This window comes from Paenibacillus macquariensis (genome assembly GCF_900156375.1).
Classification (GTDB): Bacteria; Bacillota; Bacilli; order Paenibacillales; family Paenibacillaceae; genus Paenibacillus_AQ; species Paenibacillus_AQ macquariensis.
On record NZ_FTNK01000001.1, the window covers coordinates 103467 to 124048 of the forward strand.

Sequence of the window (20582 nt, forward strand, 5' to 3'; positions counted from 1 at the left end):
AGATACATAATGAATTGCACAACGCATCATGTATCTTGTTCTATCAACTTTTAACGCCGGTTTAACTACTTCAGTATTTTTTGAGCAATGAATGCTAGATCTTTTACATCAATCTTGCCATCGCCGTTCACGTCTGCTCGCTTCGCTTGCTCCCAATCTGAATCAGCAGAGGTTTTACCATAGTTCGCTGCCACAATGGCAAGATCGCCAATACTTACCTTGCCATCTCCATTGATATCTGGGGACAATTCCACAGGTACAATTTCGAATCCTATCTGAACGGAAGATGACGTTGCTTTCGCTTCAATCCCATATCCATCGCCAATTAGGCCGTCTACACTAATTGTGCCGATAGCAGGTACTGTTAATGGCTTCGCCTTAAAGGTAAGTGCTGCGATCACAGCCTCTTTTGTAATCCCATACGCAGCACCTTTACTAGCCATTATTATACGGACCGAACCAGGACTTCCTTTTTCTTCTAAAATAGCTATACCATCAATCAACGAAGCAGCAGACACGAACTCCATAAGATTTGCATCATATTGAATCTTGAAATCCTGCGCATACACAGCATTAGTTACACTTTGAAGACCGACATCAACTGTAAAGTTCTTCCCATAATCAACCTTGCTTGGTGCAGATAATGTGGTCGTTGTGTCGCACTAGCGACATTAGCAGCCTGCACTGTGTCTGAACCAAGAAAACCGATCGTACCTAGCATCAGCGTACAAGCTAGCGTAACACCTGCTAAAAATTTGTTTATTCTCAATATAATCCCTCCAAATTTGTTGTTTATTGAAAGACAAAATACATAATGAATAACACAACACATCATGTATCTTGTCTTTTCAACCGTTTACGCCTTATTAACTACTCCAGTATTTTGTGAGCAATGAGTGCTAGATCAGTTATATCAATCTTGCCATCGCCGTTCACGTCTGCACGCTTCGCTTGCTTCCAATCCGAATCAGCAGAAGTTTTACCATAATTCGCAGCCACTATGGCAAGATCGCCAACGCTTACCTTTCCATCGCCGTTAATATCTGGTGACATTTCTACAGGTGCAGTTTCGAATGCAATCTGAACGGAGGAGGAAGCTACATCCGCTTCTTTTCCGTTTTCATCACCAATGGAGGCTTTTGAAACCGTGACTGTGCCGACCGCCGGTATTTCTGATTGCTTCGCCTTAAAGGTAAGTGCCGCGATGACTGCCTGATCTTTAATCCCGTATTCTCCACCTTGACTAGCCAAGATTAACCGGAGTGATCCTGGGCTCTCCTTTGTTTCGATAATACCAACACCATCAACCAACGACTCAGCTGATACGAACTCCATAAGGGTTGCATTATACTGAATGGTAATGTCCTGTGCATACACAGAACCAACTACACTCTGAAGACCATAGTTAATCGTAAATTCCTCCCCATAAGAAACGGTGCTTGGGGCAGTTAAAGTTGTGGATACCGATTTCGGTGTCGCTTGCACAACTGTTATTTTACTGACTGCAGTGAAACCTCCAACTTGGGTAGTGACCTTAATGTCGGCATTTCCTTCTTTAATAGCCGTAACAACTGCCTTACCCTTCACTAGCTCAACCTTAGCCACCGATTCATCGCTGCTTGCCCATGAAACTCCTTTGTTCGTTGCAGCTCCTGGCAATACGGTTGCAACCAACTCTGTCGTTTCTCCTTCTTGCAAACTGATGGTGCCCTTATCTACCTTCACGCCTGTTACTTTGATTTCATCAACATTATTGGCGTACAGGATATCATCAAAGACCGCCACTGATGCACCAAATACTCTAGCTCCCATTTTGCCTGCTTCAGTAGGTAAATTTGATAAAGCACCCTCAAAATAGGTCGTTCCATTCACAATGAGCGTAATTTTGCTGCCTTCAAACATGACTTTAACCGTCGAGGTTACATCTTTGTGCAGCGCCGCTGCCGCGTTATTCGTCAGCAAGCCGTAGGTATCTTGCGCATTCACCCAATACCAAGAGCCATTATCGAACCCAACAGAGGCCCATGAATTCTTATCTGCATATCGAAAAATAATACCTTCACGTATGCCCGTGCTTTGCGGTGTTAATTTAAATTCAATTGCACCATCTTTAATACTCGGGGAACTTTGATCTACAAATACGTTGCCTACGCCATTCGCTGTCAATTGCATCGCATGCTGGCTTGTATTCCCCGGTCCATCCACAATGGACATACTTCCAATAGTTCCGCCTGTAATTTGTTCCCATCCACTCAGCGAGTTATCTTCGAAGTTTCGCGAAAATCTTACGGGAGGCTCCACAGGGGTTACATCATTCGGATTAGCTGGATATACCTCGAATTCATATAAGGAATACCCGTAAGTTCCACTGCGTTTGACTCCCAACATACGCACGTATTGTGCATTTTCAACAGCCTTGAAGCTTATGACCTCTACGCCACCTATGCCTGAGCTCGTCGAGTACACATCACGCCAAGTTTGCGCATCGTCCGAGACTTGAATTTTATAACCCGTTGCAAAGGATGCTTCCCACTTCAGAATGACTTTTTTTATGTCATAGCTTTTTCCCAGATCAACATAGATCCACTCATTGTCCGTAGTACCTGAAGACCAACGAGATGTTTTAGATTCATCCTCATCAAAGGCTAAGTTAGCTGAGAATTGACTTACTTCCAAAGAGGAAGCTGTTGCAGCTTTATGAGCCGCAATATTGACCGTCCAAGTCGGAGAACCTGCGGCTATAGCAATCTCCTTACCTGTCAATATGCGATCATAGATCTTGAATTCATCCAACGTCCCTATGAAGGATTTCGTCTCACTTCCGATCATTGCAGAAGGAAGTAGCGTCGTTTCGGTTAACTTACTTTTCAGTTCCCCATCTACATATAAGGAGGTACCCGTTAGATCCCCTTGGAACGCAACATGTACCCAGCGTCCTGTCGGAATAGCCGCACTAAAGTTGAAATCAAAGCCTTCCCGCGAGAACCCTGCGTTGTTGCTACCTTTTTGCTTCAGCTTAAGCGCACCATACTGTGATTCCATAAGAACAGCTTCATCTGAATTCGAGCCTTCATCTAACTTCACCCAAGCAGCGGCTGTCCATGGGAAGCCCTTCGTGTTTAAGCCTGTCGTAATATGGTCTGCACTTCCGTCGAACACGACCGCTTTACCAGCTACTCCTGCTTCTGTCCATGACACGCCATTCAAGGTACCATCATAGGCATTGCCAGATCGATCTGCTGTCGTATTAGAGACCCCCTCTTCGAAAGGAAAGTCAGCAACAATCTCACCTACAGAGTCGACTTTATGGAAAAGGTTGACGCCAGGCCCTACACCAAGCAGACTACTAAGTTTATCGAATTCAGCAAATTTAGAGTCGCTTGATTGTCCTCTCCACATTTTTTCTGCTAGAACTGGCATCGCCTCCTTAACTCGGTCATGGATATCAGCAGCACTTACTTTTTTGCCAAGTTTATCGTTCCACACTGCAAACATTCCGCCTAGCAGGTTCGGTTCCCCTTCTTGCAAATTATTGTTTCCACCGAAATAAGCCGGTGTCCAGTTCTCATACAGAAATTTCTTATTCAAGTAATCGTAGTAATAGCCAGCTTTAGGCACGATGTAGAGGTAACCATCAACCGTATTAATGATTTTATAACCCTGTGCGATTGCATCCTTTGGATTCTGCCAGCCATTATTCCAAGCGTTGATGACAATATCCGTATCTACTGCCGTCGGTCCAGGGAAATTCGTTAAGCTGCCCCACATTTGAGCCTTTTTACCTTTACTCTTAAAAAACGCATTCATCTTATTCAGATATTGCCTATAAATATCGAAATTCGCTTTGTCATTTCGATCAAATTCGTCGGCACCGAAATGAATCGTTTCTGAATCGAACCAATTACCATCCAAATATTCGCTCCATACATCCTTCACAAAGTCGTTCGTTTCTTGGCGCGAAATATCGAGGTGATCTACAGGTAAATTAGCCTTCACCAGATCCGGTCTCACTTTCGTAAAAGGCAATGCATGTGCTGGAGATTCGAATTCTGGCGTAATGTTCAACCCTCGATCTCCTGCAATATCTTGAAGTTCACGAAACTCTTGTTTCGTATAGTGTCCGTCCTTTGCGGTCAATTCTGGATACTTTGTGCTTTCCAGACGAAACGCAGCGTATTTACTCCAATTGTCCCTGCTATTATCCGAGAAAATTTCATTGTCAGACAGATGTATCTGGAAATCGTTCATTTTATAGTAAGACATAAATTTTACGTATTCCTTGAGATCACTCATAGGAATAAACTTACGTGCTACATCCAGCATAAATCCGCGCTCCTGATATTTAGGGGAATCCTTTGCGATCCCTTTAACGATGTTTGACTTCAGAGGGTCCTGCTCTAAAATTTGAAGAGCGGTTCTTGTGCCATAAAACACACCAGTAGACGTGTTAGCGCGTATCTTCACATAATCCCCTACTTCGAAAAAGTAGCCTTCATCACCAATCGTGCCCTCAGTTGTTGGATTCTTCGTAAGTAGGAAATCTCCTTGGGCTGCAGAACTTCCATTTACGATCGGAATATCTCGTCCTGTCATCTCTTTCAGATCCGCTTGAAAAACGGATGCAGTCGATGCTAGCGTATTATCCGCAGCAATAACAATCCTAGAGCTAGAAGTCAACCCGAATGAACCATTGCTACCTGTCCACTCTTGCAGACTCGGAATAACCTTTGGTTTGGCATTTACAGTTGCTTCCGCCGCCCCTGCTGAATGCATTGGAATTGCGTACAGTAAAATAACGAAAATACTGATGAGTCTAATCAATTTTTTCATAATTCCATCCCCTCGATTTTTATGAACAGCGATTAAATGAAAAACTAGGCACCTCATGTGATTGAAGTACATGAGATGCCTAGTCTTGTTAGGGATTCTTATTCAACTATTTTCTTAGCCACAATGACTAGATCATCTAGACCAATCTCGCCATCGCCATTAACATCCGCTTTCTTAACTTGTTGCCAATCCGGACTTGATGCCGTTTTACCATAATGCGCTGCGATAATCGCAAGATCGCCGATACTTACTTTACCATCGTTGTTAATATCACCAGAGATGACCGGTGTAGTAGCGATCTCCATCTCAATGGTGGAAACAGCCGCTTTTGATTCTTCCCCTTGACCATTAGCAATGTCCGCTTTAGTTACCGATATCGTACCTACAACCGAACCCGTGACTTTCTTCGCCTTGAAGGTCAGAGCAAGGACATCCGCATTGCCTGTTACCGCGTTTGCTTCACCTTCACTGACTACGAGGAAACGAAGCTTACCTACTGGACTGCTCACCGTCTCGACGATTTTCACTCCTGGAATCAAAGAGTTAGCACCAATGAACTCCATAACATCCGAGCTATATTCGAGTTCAATATCTTGCGCATAGATTTTCTGCGTAATATTGTGTAATCCTAGCTTCACTTCGAATTCAGCTTCACTTGCCACACTGCTAGGAGCAAATAATTTCGTAGTTGGATGCAATTCACTATCTGCCTTTTCTACGGAAATTCTGCTAGTCGCAACGAAGCCACCATCCACTGTCGTTACAGTGATATCCGTTGTACCGGCCGTCAATCCCATCACGATAACACGCCCATTCTCCGTGACTACCGAAGCAATCGCTTCATTGCTGCTGGACCATGTTACATTTTTGTTGGTAGCATTCCCAGGTAGAATTGTCGCAGTAAGCTCCGTTGTTTCGCCTTCCTTAAGCGTAACGATCGCTTTATCTAGCTCAACGCCCGTTACTGCCGTTGTTTCTGCATCAACTACCTCTTCAAACACATTGATCTCCGCTGCTGACGCAAAATTACCTACACCCGCTGTCGCTTCCAATCTGATATACGAAGCTGTTGTTGCTGCAAATCGGGTCGTTTTGACCTTATCATCTTGAGCCCAGGAACCGCTCGTTACCAATGAGAAATTTACGCCATCTGTGCTCGCATACAAGTTGTACTTGGTAATTGTGCCATTCGTAGCGCCTGCTCTTGGCTTATAATCCAATTGATTTACCGAATAATTACCTCCAAGTTTCAGTGTAATGGACTCAGGTAAATGAGCAGGGCTCCATTTCGTATGCCATATCGTAGTTGGATCACCATCAATCGCATTTGAAGGATCATCACCCGGCTGATAGGTTGATGCTGTGACTGTCATTTGGGATTGTGGAATGAGTGTATTCTGTCCATAAACATTTATCGTAACTGTAGCGCTTAATTTACTTCCATCTTTCGTCGTAGCCGTAATGATAGCTGAACCCGTCTTGTGCACGGTTACTTTACCCGTCTGATCCACGGATACGATCTCAGGATGGTCAGAACGCCATTCTAATGAACGATCAAATGCATTCGCAGGTCCAACTAGAGCTTTGATCTGCGTGGATTGACCCATATTCAAATCTAGTGATTGCTGTGTGAATGTCACACTCTTTACGAGAACTCCTTCGGTAGGAACAATCGGACCTTCATCATCTACACGAATATCGTCGATTACTAGCGTACCAGTTAATTCTTTTGCATTATTGACTGAATTCTTAATAATCGCCAGATAGGCATCCTTCGCCCCTTCTGTTGAGAATGGTAGATCCAAGGTGTTTACTCCGTTGCTTAGTTTCTGAGAAGCCAATTCACGCACAACGCCGTTCTCATTAACACGTATAGCTGCAGTGTACATATCCTGTTCATCAGAATTGTACTTCATGGTCAGATGATAGAGGTTATCCTGCTTCAACCGAAGCGTTTGCGGCAATGTTCTTAACCATTCGCCAGTACCCTCCTCATTCGTTTTAAGGGACCACTTGCCATCTAATACATAGGTTTGAATCTGATTGCCGCCTTTTTCAACGAGGTGAGTTCGAACTGGGCCTGTTTTCGAATAAACAAACGGTCCCCATCCCTCATCTACATTCTCAAAGTCTTCATAGAATACAGAATCTCCAGCATCTGTCTTTGTCGGATTCTCCCATACTCTTACATCATCAAGCCTTACCGTTGAAGTACCTTCAGCTACTTTCAAATACAGGGTAGCTGTACTGCTAACAGCATCGAAAGATACTTTGACCCGCTGGTAGCTCGTATTGAAATATTTGTGTTGCTGTGATAAGTAAGGAAGCTTTGTATCTTCTAAGTAGTTAACAACCTCATCACTACCTTGCTTCACGCCAATCTCAACTTTACGTTCTCCTTCCACGTTCACCCATACGGAAGCAGAATATGTCTTACCAGGCTCAAGTCCAGTAACAACCTGTTGAATCGTTGCATCACTTGGTCCTTTAACTTGAAGCACATCATCCGCGTTGTTATTTTTCACAATTTCAATATGGTTGGTAGAATTCTCAGTCGACGATTTCTTCCACACATCAAAGCTTTTGCTATCAAAGCCGTTATCTTTAACTGGGCTACCATCGCCCCATACCATTGCCTCTGCATCTGGTGCTGTTGTTTTGTAGAGGGCATAACCGATGCCTTTTTCCGCTGTAATCGTTACTTGACCGTTAGATATTGGGACGCTACCTACATACACGCGCCCAAGATCCGTTAACTTATAAAGCTGCGCTGTTTGTACAGCGGACCAAGAATTTGGAAGTGACCAAGTTGTTGAACCACCGGTAGGATTCCAATGATAAATTTTATCTTCTGTCTCAGGAATCCATGGAATAAAGACAGTACTATTGCTGATTTCACTGCTGTCTGTCATGATCGCAATTTCTTTATTATCTTTGCTCAGATGAATTTTACCGTCTTTACCACGTTGTACGACCACGTTATTCTCGAAATCGACGCGATCATTTGTCATTTTAATAATAGGGAAATGCTGCATATATTTCGTTGGCAAGTTCTGATTAAAGAATGCCGCTGTCGTTTCTTTGTAACTTGAGAAAAGTGAACTACTTTGCCAATAGCCAACTCCGACTTGTTTATTTCCTTTCAACAGCGGTGTACTTAGGAATCCGTCAACCACATCGTTACGAAGGAATCGTATGATTTGACTACTGTTACCTTGGTTAGGATAGCCTGGATCTGTTCCCCAATGCACCCAAGCTGCTTGCTCATGTAATGGACCTGCAAATTCCGTACCTAACATCCACCCATTTCCATTAACATAATCTGCAAGTTTCTTCGCATTGTAGTCAGCACCACTGTAAACATCTACGTATACAAAAGATAAATTATCTCCCGTATCAGCCTTCAGCATATCAAGACGACGTTTGAGCTCTCCTGATTCTACATCTTTTGTCTGATTTACATAGAAGGCTTGATCGAGCCAACCCCATCCTTTGGACAACGGTTGATTCATGTTTTCCATTTTGGTTTCATAAGCGTCCAGCATATATTCCGTGGCATTAATATGAACACCACCGCGAATGTTATACTTTTTACCTTCACTTAGAACGTAGTTGAAATCTTCAATTCCTCCCTGACGAATCCCGATATGACCACCGTAATCCGGATGTGAATCATCATGACCTTCGGCTTGATACCCTTTGTACAATACAATCTGTCCGAAACCATCGGTTAGATTCGATATTTTCTTCGCATTATCAAACGCACGAAGGAAAGGTGATGATGTCGTTGATCCAATATTCATGCTGATATACGATATATTGTCGCGAATCATTTCGCTTCCATAAGGTGCCTCAGCGTTTTGGCGATACATGATTGCACCATCTTGCCAATCTACGACGCTGTCATTATTAGCATCTGGCGTTATAATAACTTCCGCCGACGGCAATGGTTCAGGATCTAGCACAGTGCTACCACGATACGTCCAACTTCCGCTTGAGAGCGTAGCCTTCTTCGCATTAATTGACGTATCTGTGGATACTTTCACACGTACCTTATCGCTCGCATTCACAACGTTAGTGATCATAGTCGCTGCTAATTTATCATTATTAAGAAATGCATACGTTCTACCACCACTAAGATCTGCTGTTGCAGCTGCTTTGATATCGGTATATTCCTCGCTAATGGTGTTCCAAGCACCCGTTACCATAGCGGCAGTCTCTTGGGCCTTAGGCTCATTGGCAAGAACCGATACTAGGTCATGATTCGGGAACTCAATCGTTTTCACTTTCTCTGTTCCATTTTCTTGAATACTTACGATGTTGAAATGAAGGATGTTTGCCTTTAATTGCAACTCTACACCTAGATTTACATTAATCTCTGGAAGCTGCAGTGTATAAGCCGCAGTTGCTCCTTTAGATGCGGTTGCTGCGGTTTTCACAAAAGTAGTTGCAGATGGGTAATATGATTTGCCATTGATTTTCAATTCATTAATGCCGTTTAACTGACCGTTTATTTCTGCACCCGTGCTGTTCCAGCTATATTTCTTCACGCGTGGGAATTCCTTGTCAATTTCAACGATCAATTGATCCGAAACCAGTGTATCCGTGATTGTAATTGGCTTAGGCGTAACTGTAGTCGTTTTTACTTCCGTTACTTTAAGATCATCGATCGTGAAATTTTTATTAGCGAACCAACTGCGAAGTCCTATCTTACCAGCATTAGTCGGCACGCTTGGTAAACTTGCTGTAAGGATACTGTTACCGTCAATCGACAGCTGTACGGTATCTTTCTCATAATGAAGCTTGAAAGTGTACTGTTGACCCGCTACAAATGTTGGACTGCCTGTCGAAGCAATATTACCGTATGTCTCAGCTCCATTCTTCAATGAGTCCCAGCCCCAGCTATTCAGGTCATATTGGATAACATTGTAATTATTGCTATCGACATAACGATATACGAGTCCAAACCGTGTTGGTGCTTCATTAAACTTCAACTTTACTTCATAGTCACCATTCGCAAATTGTGGAGATTCTTGATCGAAAAGAATAACAGCACCTGTAGTAACTGCCTTGACGGCGCCGTTATCCGCAGTGAAAGTAGCTGCTGTTCCTTTGCCTGTAGTCCAACCACTAACGATGCCATCATTGTAATCCTTGAAGTAAACACCACCTTGCTCAGCAGCGAATATATCTGCCGGTGGTATGCACAATTGCAATCCTAGTATCATCGTTAATAGAATGCTAAGCGACTTAAAGCTTTTCTTCATGCTTGTATGCACCTTACTTTCAATTAGAATATTAGTTCAACAATTGGATATATAATGGTTCTACTCTATAATTTTTTTAGCAACTGCAACCAGATCCATCAGATCTATGACCCCATTACCGTCAACATCCGATTTCTTAGCTTGTTGCCAATCCGGACTTGATAACGTCTTACCATAGTGCACTGCGATCATCGCTAAATCCCCGACACTAACTTTTCCATCACCATTAATATCACCGTTAGTTCCTGTCGGTGGTGTAACTTGAATACTTTCAGAAGAAGGCTTCAACTGCTGTTCAATTCCTTCGCTATCACCGAGACTTACACTGGATATCGCAATCGTACCCTCAGCCTCCTGCTTTAGGTCTTTCGCTGCAAAGGTGAGTTCAAGCACATCAGCATCACCGATGATCTCCATGTCTGAACCCTGGCTCGCCACGATAAACCGAAGCTTCCCTATCTCATCTAGAGAAGTCTCGATAATCTTTACACCTTCTCTAAGTGAATCAGCAGATTTGTATTCCAGCACTGCAGAGTCGTAGTTAAGCTGAATATCCTGCGCATAGATCCCCTTAGTCAAACCACTCAATTTGTATTGCACGGTGAATTCAGTACCTGCAAGAGCAGAATCCGGAACGCTTAGAGTCGCTGCAGGCGATTCTTCCACAGGAGGATCAATCGATGGATCATCCACATATTCAAAGGCATCAATTGCTCCGATTGTATCGATCGCCGCTGGATTCTTCGTGCCTTTAACGACCACTTTAATCGTGTGTGGTCCGCTGATGAGCCCCTCTTTGCTATACAACACCTGCTGCTTTATCGTGCTTGGAGCATAGCTGTCAATATCTGCTTGAACGAGTACCCCATCTAAGTAAACGTCGATAAAGCCCATGTTTTTTTGCTTCATGCTGATCAGCTTGATGGAGGTGCCTGTAAAACTAAATTCTGCAGCAGCGCCCGCTGAATTGCTGTACTTCTCTGTGCCCTTATAATCACCGGCATCGTTATAATTCGACCATGCACCGCTATAAATAACAGCTGGATCACGGTCATCTACCTTGATCGGAATCGCAGGGGCTTTCACCTTTTCCACACTAATTGTATAAGCTTTACCCGCTACGGTTGGAAAAGTAATTACATTACCATTCCGTGTAAATTTGACCAGATTTTGATTATCTGCATTTACGACTTTAATGGATTTCGTTTGACTAAATACATGGTTTTCGACCACTGCTAGATTACCCTTAAGAGATGTAATCTTCGCTTCTTTCAGATTCATTGATTGCCACTCCATATCGACTTCGAAAGCGCCTCTTGCCTTCAATCCTTCTACCTTGCCATCCTTCCATGCAGTAGGAAGTGCAGGAAGCATATTAATATTATCCATATGACTTTGTAGCAGCATCTCCGCCATTCCTGACGTTGCACCAAAGTTCCCATCGATTTGGAATGGAGGGTGCGTATCGAATAGATTGCTGAGTGTACTGCCTTTCAGTTGACCTGCCAAAATCGTATGAGCATGATCCCCATCTAACAAACGCGCCCATAGATTGATTTTGTTAGCCTTACTCCAGCCTGTTCCATCATCGCCGCGATGCTCTAAGGTAACTTTCGCCGCTTCGAATAAATCTTCTGTAGTCGTATTAATTTGTTTACCTGGGTACAGCCCTACTAATTGAGAAACATGGCGATGGGTATTGTTCGGATCGTCAATATCCTCTTTCCATTCCTGAAGTTGGCCCCAACTTCCTACTTTGGGAGGCGAGAGTTGGCTTCGCTTCTGTATTAGTTCATCTCTGAAAGCTTCATCGACACCCAGCACTTGAGAAGCGTCAATAACGTTAGTAAACAACTCATAGATCAGCTGTTGATCGAATGATGCCCCAATCGCAATCGTTCCTTGCTCTGGCGAATAGGATGGAGAAGATACTAGAGTTCCATCCTTATCTTTAATCAGGAACTTAGACCAGAACTCCGCTGCTTCCTTAATGACCGGGTAAATTTTATTTCGCAAATATTGTTTATCTCCATTGAACTCATAATGCTCCCATAGTTGTTGCGAAATGAAGGCATTCGCCGTCGGAGCCCAGCCCCAGTCGTAGTTCCAACCTGGTGCCGTAAATCCAAACGGATTATTCATCGTATTAACCGCCCAGCCAGCACCTGTAATTCCATTATGCTTTTGCGCCGTAATACGCCCAGGCTCTCGTAATGAATCTACATAATCAATAAGTGCAATATCGGTTTCAGCTAAGTTCGTGACCTCCGATGGCCAATAGTTCATCTGAATATTAATGTTAAAATGATAGTCTGAGCTCCAAGGAGGCGTATTAGAATTATTCCAAATCCCTTGCAAATTTGCTGGTAGAGAGCCTTCGCGTGATGAGGATATAAGCAGATATCGACCATATTGGAAAAACAAATTTTCTAGATTACGGTCTCTTGTTGCATCGTAATTTTCTAAAAGTTGATTCGTCGGAACGGTTGATTTCGTATCGTTCAGATCAAGTCTAACCCGATTAAACAGGGATTTATAGTCAGATAAATGGGCTGAATGAAGCGTTTCGTAGGATTTCACAGTGGCTGCAGCTATATTATTGCTTACTATTTGATGAGGATTGGCTCCTCTATACGTCGGATAACTATTCACATATTCGGTTGCCGCCGATAAGAGAAGAGTCACTTCCGAAGCACCAGCGATCGTAATTCGATCGCCATTTGGCTTAAGGCTACCACCTGTATTTCGTACTTTTAATTGTGATTCAAATCCCATTTGATTATCCGGTACTTTGCCAGTCAAGAGTAGTGAATCGCCAACCGCCTTCACTACAGAACCTGTCTGAGAGCCCACGATCCTGGCATCGAAGTTTAGGTTAGGCTCACTACTAGTTAAACGCATCACCATGACTTTATCAGGATAGCTTGCAAAATATTCACGTGTATACTTTACGCCTTCAGATGTATAAGAAACACGAGCCATTCCGTCCTCTAAATCCAACTCTCGACGATAATCAGAGACATTCATCTCCTGCGGAACTTGGAAATCTAAATATAGATCGCCGAAGTTTTGATAGTTTCCGAAGCCTGCTTCAAGACCAGTTAGCTTGGAGTCTGCCAATGAATGCGCTCCGCTCACATTACCTTCAGCTAACTTTTGTCTGATGTCCGCCAAGTAATCAGCCGCATCATTTCGATTCCCACCTTGATAGTTAGGCTTGCTTGGACCAGGTCCCCCACTCCAAAGCGTCTTCTCATTGAATTGAATATGCTCGCGCTCTACTCCCCCGAACACCATACCTCCCATGTAACCGTTACCAATAGGTAAAGCCTGTGTCTCCCAATCGGTCGCTGGTCTGTTGTACCATAACGATAATTTGTGATCTGGGGCCATCACTGTACCTGAATATGTAACTTGGACGGTCTTTGAAGTACGCTTAGTCAACTTCACATCATCTATGACTAGCGTCTGTGTATTATTCCAAGTACGGATACCGATCTTACCGGCATCCACAGGCAATGCACCAACCTCACCGGTATAGATTTGCGTGCCATCCACTGATACCTTAATCACTTTATCGATGTACTCTATTTTGATCGCATACATTTGTCCGTTTACAAGGACTGGGCTAGTCGCAATCGATGAATATTGTTCAGCCCCAAGTTTCTTGGCATACCATAGCCAATTACCAGAATCATAGATCACACCAGCATAATTATTTGAATCTACATATCTGAATAAGACGCCGAATCTTCCAGTACCACTTGCCACCTTGACCTTCATCTCCAACTCACCATGTGCATACGCCGGTGAATTAGCATCAACGATCTGTGAGGGCGGCTGCGCTACGAGCTTAAGCGCTTTATTATCGACACTAATACCGACAGTACCGGTATCCGCCCTCCATCCACCTACTTGATCATCTTCGAAGTTCTGCGTATAAGCTACTTCCACATTTTCTGCGGCAATTACTTGACCAGTACCATTTACCCCTAGGATCTGAATGAATACAAGAAGTGCTACTAACGACAATACCTTCTTCCTAATGATCATTATCACTACCTATCATCTCTCTTCCATGCTAATGTGAATATTAGGACCCTGATAGTAATCTCTTAATTACAATAGCCGATTCCGCTCTAGTCGCATGCTCCTTAGGAGCGAACACACTTTCTGATCTACCCTCCATCAAACCCGAAGAGATGGCGAAGCCTACAGAACCTTTTGCCCATTCACTAATCTTGCCTTCGTCATTAAATTTCTTCAACGAAACATTTGGAAGCGTTTCCACCTTTGTTCCTGAAGCGTATGATTTCGCTCGCATCAGCATAGTTGTCATTTCCTCCCGTGTAATACTCTTGTTCGGAGAGAATTCTTTACTGGAAATCCCAGTAATGATACCTGCAGCATAGGCACTCTTCACAGTCTTTTCATACCAAACACCGGACTTTACATCGGCGAAAGGTTGATTAGTGCCCTCCTTAAGTTTTAATGCTCGGGATATCAAAGCAGCAAATTCTGCACGAGTGATATTTTTATTTGGAGCAAAGTGATCGCTATCCACACCTTGCACGACGTCTTTAGACACCATCTCCATAATATTTGCTTTCGCCCAATGACCAACAATATCACTGAAAATTTTTGTGAATGTTGCAGATTTATCCAGAGTAAAACTCTGATCTTTCAAATTGTGATCTAATATTCTGAACGATGTCCATTTCACTGCAGAGGACCCCGCTTTTTTCGCTTTAAAAGTAATCTTTGTAATATCCATATTTCCCTTTTGTCCATCCACATTCCCAATCTTGGTGTGTGCAATGGTAACCACGTTACCCTTGATTACTGGAGATACAGAAAAACCTTTTATTGTTGTTTCTGCTTTAACTACCTCCAATACGTTGGGGTCAAAGTTAAATTTAGCTTCATATGCATATAAATCCTTAATATTTTTCCCATTTAATGTAATGGTGAATTGCCCATTCACTGATTCTATATCCGACGTATTCATAGCAAAATCCGATACCGTTTCCGCATTGGTTGTTGTTATCCATACCATGGTACAAAGCATACAAATCAATGTGCTCATCATCATTTTACGTTTCATTTATTATCCATCCCTTCTAATTTTACAACTGCGATTTGTAACAACGACTTAGGTAAAATTAAAGGTTCGCCCATAAAACCTAGCCTCCCTTAGTAACTCATTCCTTTATGATACAAACAATCGAAGAGGATACACATGATCTTTTTTGAAGTAACAATGATCATTTTTGATATAAATTTTAATAATTTTTCGCTACAAGCACATTTATCTTTCATACGCTTTTCGATAGGCTAACGGACTGACCCCCGTCACTTTTTTGAATATCCGGCTGAAATGCTCTGTGTTAACATACCCCACTTTCTCCGCCACGTCATAAATTTTCAAACCATTCTCCAGTCCTTCCTTTGCTTTATTAATCCTTAAATTCGTCAAAAATGGGATGAAATTCATTCCGATTTCTTTAGCAAATTGCTTACTTAGATAACTTTCGCTAACACCAACAATCTCACTTATATTCGATAAATGAATCTCCTCATAATAACATTGTTCCAGTATTGCCTTTGCTTTAGCAACAACAGGGCTAAGCGAGATGGTTGCGCTTTCAATTTCCTGATGTAATTCTTCATGCAACATGTTTAAAAACTGCTCTATCCACTGGATTGTCTCATCCAACGTCTCCAGCTGGCGCACATATTCAACAGGATAAGGAAATCTTTCGTGAAGCTTTTCAGATGACTTACCTTTCTGGTAAATCAACGATCCTGCCTTCCAGATTAGATCACTCAAAGCGGACCTGATCCGATCAGGTGAAGAAGGGAAACTCTCGACAAGTAGCTCGAAACCCTGCTGCATCCGTTGTTTCCAAAGTGTTTTGTTATCTTCTTTTAGTGCATGTAGCAGTTCCGACTTGAATAGAGTCCAATCTTCCTTCCAATCTTCTGTTTGCATAATAGTAGGTCGTTCTGCTTCAGGATAAAACAAATAGTCGTATCCATTATAGTAGCTGAGAGCAGACAGCCTTTCAGCTTGTAGGAACAGACGATTCCATTGCATGAAACCATTTGCGACATCACTAATTCCGATTGATAAATTCAAATTCAGGAACTGTCGGATCCTAATTTTAATATCTGTCAATATCGAATGGGTCAGACTTCGAATAGCCATCATACTGCGTTGCTCGGGAAACGTGAAAAACAAGATGTAATGGCGGTCATCGTGACGACAAACAAAGCAGTTCCTCACATGCTTGTCCTTATTCAACACTGTCAAAATAGTCTGTGAAATGATACGGTGGGTGTGCTCGAATTGAATAGTCTGCGAGAGTCTGATTAGAACTAATTCTTGATTCTTCTCCCCCACATGTTTCCGTACGATATTCAAACCTTGCTTCAAATTTTCATTTTTTTCATAATCTGTGAAATCCGAGCTATTTGACACTGCTAGCCGATGCAGCATAGAACAGACAGCTTCGTCTTCATTCTGCGGAGGGACGGAAGCTGAGTCTCTTTGTCGCCTATTCAATTCCTCTACCGTCTTTTGCAACACTGGCGCAATATAAGCTTCGTCTAATTTCGCTTTAAGCATATAATCGAATGCACCCAGAACAAATGAGTCTCTTACATAAGCGTAATCATTATATGCGCTAAGCATAATGATCAGTGGCTCTCGGGAAAACGATATTTTACGAATAGCTGTGAGAAGTTCCACCCCATTCATTCGCGGCATTTGAATATCTGCTAGTATGATATCAATATCCTGATGTTCTTGAAGAAAGGATATTGCATCTTCCCCATTACTAGCTTCACCCACAACTTCAATGTCTGTTGAAGTTAATAGAATATACTCCCGAAGTGCTAATCTGGCTAAGGGTTCATCATCAACGATGAGTGCTTGGAATTTCGTATTTACTCCCCCTTCAATATCAGCTAATTATATTTCATGCCATTTAATATCAGATTTGTTACGAATACTAGCACACCTTTTTTACTTATACAATATGTCTTCACACTCATTAATTAACTAAATTCGGGATATAGAATATCCGACAAAAAGGCGTTTTTTTCGAATACATACAACCGACCTTTTTCGATTTTTATGTACGGAAATTCGATTGCATTTCGACTCTGTGTAAATACTTGTCATTTTAGTGATTATAAACACAAATAGAGGATGTAAATCTTGTGCTCGAGGAGGATACATTTAAGAAGCCCTTTGGTCGTAATCCTCAGACAAATTCGTTAGAGGTCAAGAACCCAAAGGACTTCATATAATCAAGGTGAATAGTGGGATTCGGTCGTTATGTTTGTACTAGTTGTCAAAAAATGTTGGATTATGAACATCAATGGATTGTAGCGCTTTGCTCCAATCTTCATTCATTCTTTTCTGAATATCATCTACGGACGCACCAGCAAAAATTTCTTGTGCCATTTTTTTCTCATCGTAATGAGCAGCATTTTTTATGATCGCGAATTTCTGAGATATGCCATCATACATAAAAGATTCGAAGGGATGTTTCCTGTTAACTTTATTAAAGAACGCGGGACTAGAGGCTACATCCGTTAGAGTTGACGAATTCTGTGAATTAAGAATATACGTCTGATAAACAGAGGTGCTAAACACCCATTCGAGGAAAGCTGTCGCTTCTTCCGTGTTTTGGGAATTCTTATTAATGGCAATATACTGATCGGGTATTGTAATAGCTTGTAATCGTTCTTCTCTGGAAGTTCTCCATGGCAAGGGGAATGCATCTAAATCCTTATCATCACCTACTTTAGTCATATGATCCGAATAATACCATTGCCCCATTGCGATCATTGCCGCTTGGTTAGATTGGAACAATTGCGTCGCCTGATCAAAACCGATTCCAAGAGCATTAGATCCGGCAAGTTGATTATCCGCGATCCTTTTGAGCATATACGCGGCTTTTTCGAATGCTGAACCTTTACCGAATGGTTCCTTCATATTTGAGATGTTTGCTAAGTAATTCTCATCTCCCTTTAACATAGGGGGACCAAATTCAATGAAAGGATAAAATGTCCAGTCTTCTTTACCACCTATCGCGATAGGTATATATTTTCCATGCAATTTGATTTTTTCAAGCACACTCATAAACTCGGAAATGGTCTGAGGCACCTCAACGCCGACCTCCTGAAAAACACTGGGATGATAAAAGACGTATTCAGTGAAAGAAACAAGCGGCAACCCAAGTATCTCACCATCCAACTCTGCAGGGTACTTATTTCTGCTGGTCGCATTCAAATGATCAAGTGGCTGAAGAGAGTTTTTATAAATGGGCAAATCCGCTGCCTTCAAATAGAACACATCTGGCAAATCACTTACCGCCAAACGTACCTTCAGATATTGCCCGCTGTTATCTGGAATCGTTTCGACTTGAACTGTTACATTCGGTTTAATTACGGAATATTCTCTTACTTTCCTAGTCCAAAATTCTACATCTGTCTTCGTTTCCCACATCCCAAATTTAATTTTCACTGGTTGATTATGATTAGGTCCTTGTTCCGATTGCAGCATTTGAGTGCTTAATGAATAGTCTTTATTTATCATTTCTAATCTACTTAATACGATGTAAACGGCAAGAAAACCTATGAAAATCAAGGTAACGAGTAAGGCTGTTCCTGTCCCTATTCTCATTTTCATATAGATGTCTCCCTCGTCTTATCAGCCAGTTCCTCATCATCCGGTTCAATAATCAAAGGCAATCGTATCCTAACCGTTGTCCCTTGAGGATGATTGGGCTCGTACTCCAATCCGTAACGTTCGCCATAGTGCAGCTGTATCCGTCTATGCACGTTCCTATTTCCCATTCCACTAAATTTATATATAGGTGTTCTATCATCCATCTGAGTCATCGCATCTTCTGACATACCCGCTCCATTATCTGCAATAGTAATGATCAAATCTTCTTCAGCTTTAATGGTAATATCTATTCGCCCTGGATAATTCACTTCTTTCAATCCATGAATAATACTATTCTCCAGAATAGGTTGTATCAATAACTTCAACAAATAATGATTGGAAAGCGCTCTATCGATATCCCACTCCATCTGAATAGGTCTACCGAAACGTATCTCCATAATATAGAGGTAATGTTTTAAGTGTTCGGCTTCCTCATCTATTGTCGTTAGTAGTCCTCCCCTATTAAATGAAGAGGCCAATAAATTAGTTAGAGCATGCGTCATATTACGGATATTATCTGCTTTGCTGATTAACGCCATGTACTTAATGGTATTTAAAGTGTTGATCAAAAAATGAGGATTAATTTGAGACTGGAGCGCAGCAAACTCCGCCTTTCGTTTCTCCACCTCTTGTTTCTTGTGTTGATCTATTAGCTCCTGAACCTGATCAGTCATCAGATTAAAAGATTGGCCTAAGCTTACCACTTCCAAACTTCCTGAAATCGTATACCTATCCTTTAAGTCTCCCTCGGTAATACGAACCAATTCTCGGATCGGTTTAGTCACAAACGAAATAAAGTAAAAGGAAACGAGTACAAAAGACACAATGATCAAAATCGCAAGTATCCATACAATTGAATTAACATTTCTGTAATTTTCCATTAAATCTGAGTATGGAATAATTTGTACGATATACCAACTTGTATTTATCACTTTAGCATAGGTAATCAATTCCTTGTTACCGTCTGTATCGTCAATGAAAGAGCCTTTATCATCTCGTCCAATTTCTGCACGCAATTTATCCGGGATCAAACTGCCTCTATTCGTAATTGTATTTGATGCGATAATTTCACCTTTCTCACTTACAATCTGTAGCACAGATTCCGAATTATCACGAGATTGCAGGATCGGATCGAAAGCACCGCTTTCAAACGTAAACAGAATCATTTCTAATTTATACTTTTGATTGGTATCACTAGGAGAGAAGGCAGTCGCCATCATATATGGACTATAATTACCGTAAACCGCATTAGGTATCATCCCCAGAAATTTCGTGATATCAGGTGTTCTAAGGGTTTCACTGTACCATTCTTGTTGACGAATCATGGTCTGTTCATTCTCTAAATTTTTCAAATATGAGTATGTTACTCCGTTATCAAATAAGAAGTTGACTGAAAGAACTCGTCCGGAGACCGCCGCGGTGTACTTTTCTATCAAAACTTTCAACTTATTATTGGCTATTTGTCTCTCTATACCAATCTTATTATGTATATCAAATATCGTTAATTTCACATCCTGATCCACACCGATAGAAGCGAATACCCCTTCCATCCGATTGATTTCCTGACTGACAGAATAAGCAACCGCTTGTGAGGTCTGTAAGGAACGTCCCGTGTTTTGCTGGAGAATATCTCGTTCATATATATTTAATATGAACGTGCAGATCAAAATAACGGGTACGATGACAACTAAAATAATAAACGATCTTAATATCGTGGACATACGCAATTTTTTATGCATTATGGC

At 41.9% G+C, this 20582-nt stretch carries 9 protein-coding genes and 1 pseudogene; all 10 read right to left on the minus strand.

The window, feature by feature from the left end; genetic code table 11:
• Positions 1 to 65: 65 nt before the first annotated feature.
• The 10 genes and pseudogenes from BW961_RS31005 to BW961_RS00365 all read right to left on the minus strand — a co-directional run bounded on the left by BW961_RS31005 (position 66) and on the right by BW961_RS00365 (position 20576).
• Positions 66 to 254 carry a dockerin type I domain-containing protein gene (locus BW961_RS31005; protein ID WP_244555845.1) on the minus strand — a complete coding sequence of 63 codons (189 nt, stop codon included), beginning with the start codon at positions 252 to 254 and terminating at the stop codon, positions 66 to 68.
• A 78-nt stretch (positions 255 to 332) separates the two neighbouring features.
• Positions 333 to 590 (minus strand): annotated as a pseudogene (locus BW961_RS31010) (cohesin domain-containing protein); the annotation flags it as partial.
• Positions 578 to 769: a hypothetical protein gene (locus BW961_RS00330; protein WP_068590316.1), complete on the minus strand. Its 192-nt coding sequence runs from the start codon at positions 767 to 769 to the stop codon at positions 578 to 580. The gene BW961_RS00330 and the pseudogene BW961_RS31010, both read right to left, overlap by 13 nt.
• 101 nt (positions 770 to 870) lie before the next feature.
• Complete coding sequence (locus tag BW961_RS00335) at positions 871 to 4830, minus strand: family 20 glycosylhydrolase (protein WP_068590314.1); 3960 nt, start codon at positions 4828 to 4830, stop codon at positions 871 to 873.
• Between the two features lie 98 nt (positions 4831 to 4928).
• A complete protein-coding gene (locus tag BW961_RS00340; RefSeq protein WP_068590312.1) occupies positions 4929 to 10097 on the minus strand; it encodes an endo-alpha-N-acetylgalactosaminidase family protein in 5169 nt (1722 codons plus the stop codon).
• Between the two features lie 60 nt (positions 10098 to 10157).
• Positions 10158 to 14129 (minus strand): glycosyl hydrolase family 95 catalytic domain-containing protein, encoded by a 3972-nt coding sequence (locus BW961_RS00345; protein ID WP_169810341.1) that lies wholly within the window; start codon positions 14127 to 14129, stop codon positions 10158 to 10160.
• A 61-nt stretch (positions 14130 to 14190) separates the two neighbouring features.
• Positions 14191 to 15201, minus strand: coding sequence for an S-layer homology domain-containing protein (locus BW961_RS00350; protein WP_068590308.1), 1011 nt, complete (start codon positions 15199 to 15201; stop codon positions 14191 to 14193).
• A 204-nt stretch (positions 15202 to 15405) separates the two neighbouring features.
• Complete coding sequence (locus BW961_RS00355) at positions 15406 to 17061, minus strand: response regulator transcription factor (RefSeq protein ID WP_326110746.1); 1656 nt, start codon at positions 17059 to 17061, stop codon at positions 15406 to 15408.
• Between the two features lie 387 nt (positions 17062 to 17448).
• A complete protein-coding gene (locus BW961_RS00360) occupies positions 17449 to 18798 on the minus strand; it encodes an ABC transporter substrate-binding protein (RefSeq protein WP_068590304.1) in 1350 nt (449 codons plus the stop codon).
• Positions 18795 to 20576, minus strand: a complete 1782-nt coding sequence (locus tag BW961_RS00365) for a sensor histidine kinase (RefSeq protein ID WP_068590302.1) — start codon at positions 20574 to 20576, stop codon at positions 18795 to 18797. The genes BW961_RS00360 and BW961_RS00365 overlap by 4 nt, the downstream gene beginning before the upstream one ends.
• Positions 20577 to 20582 lie beyond the last annotated feature (6 nt).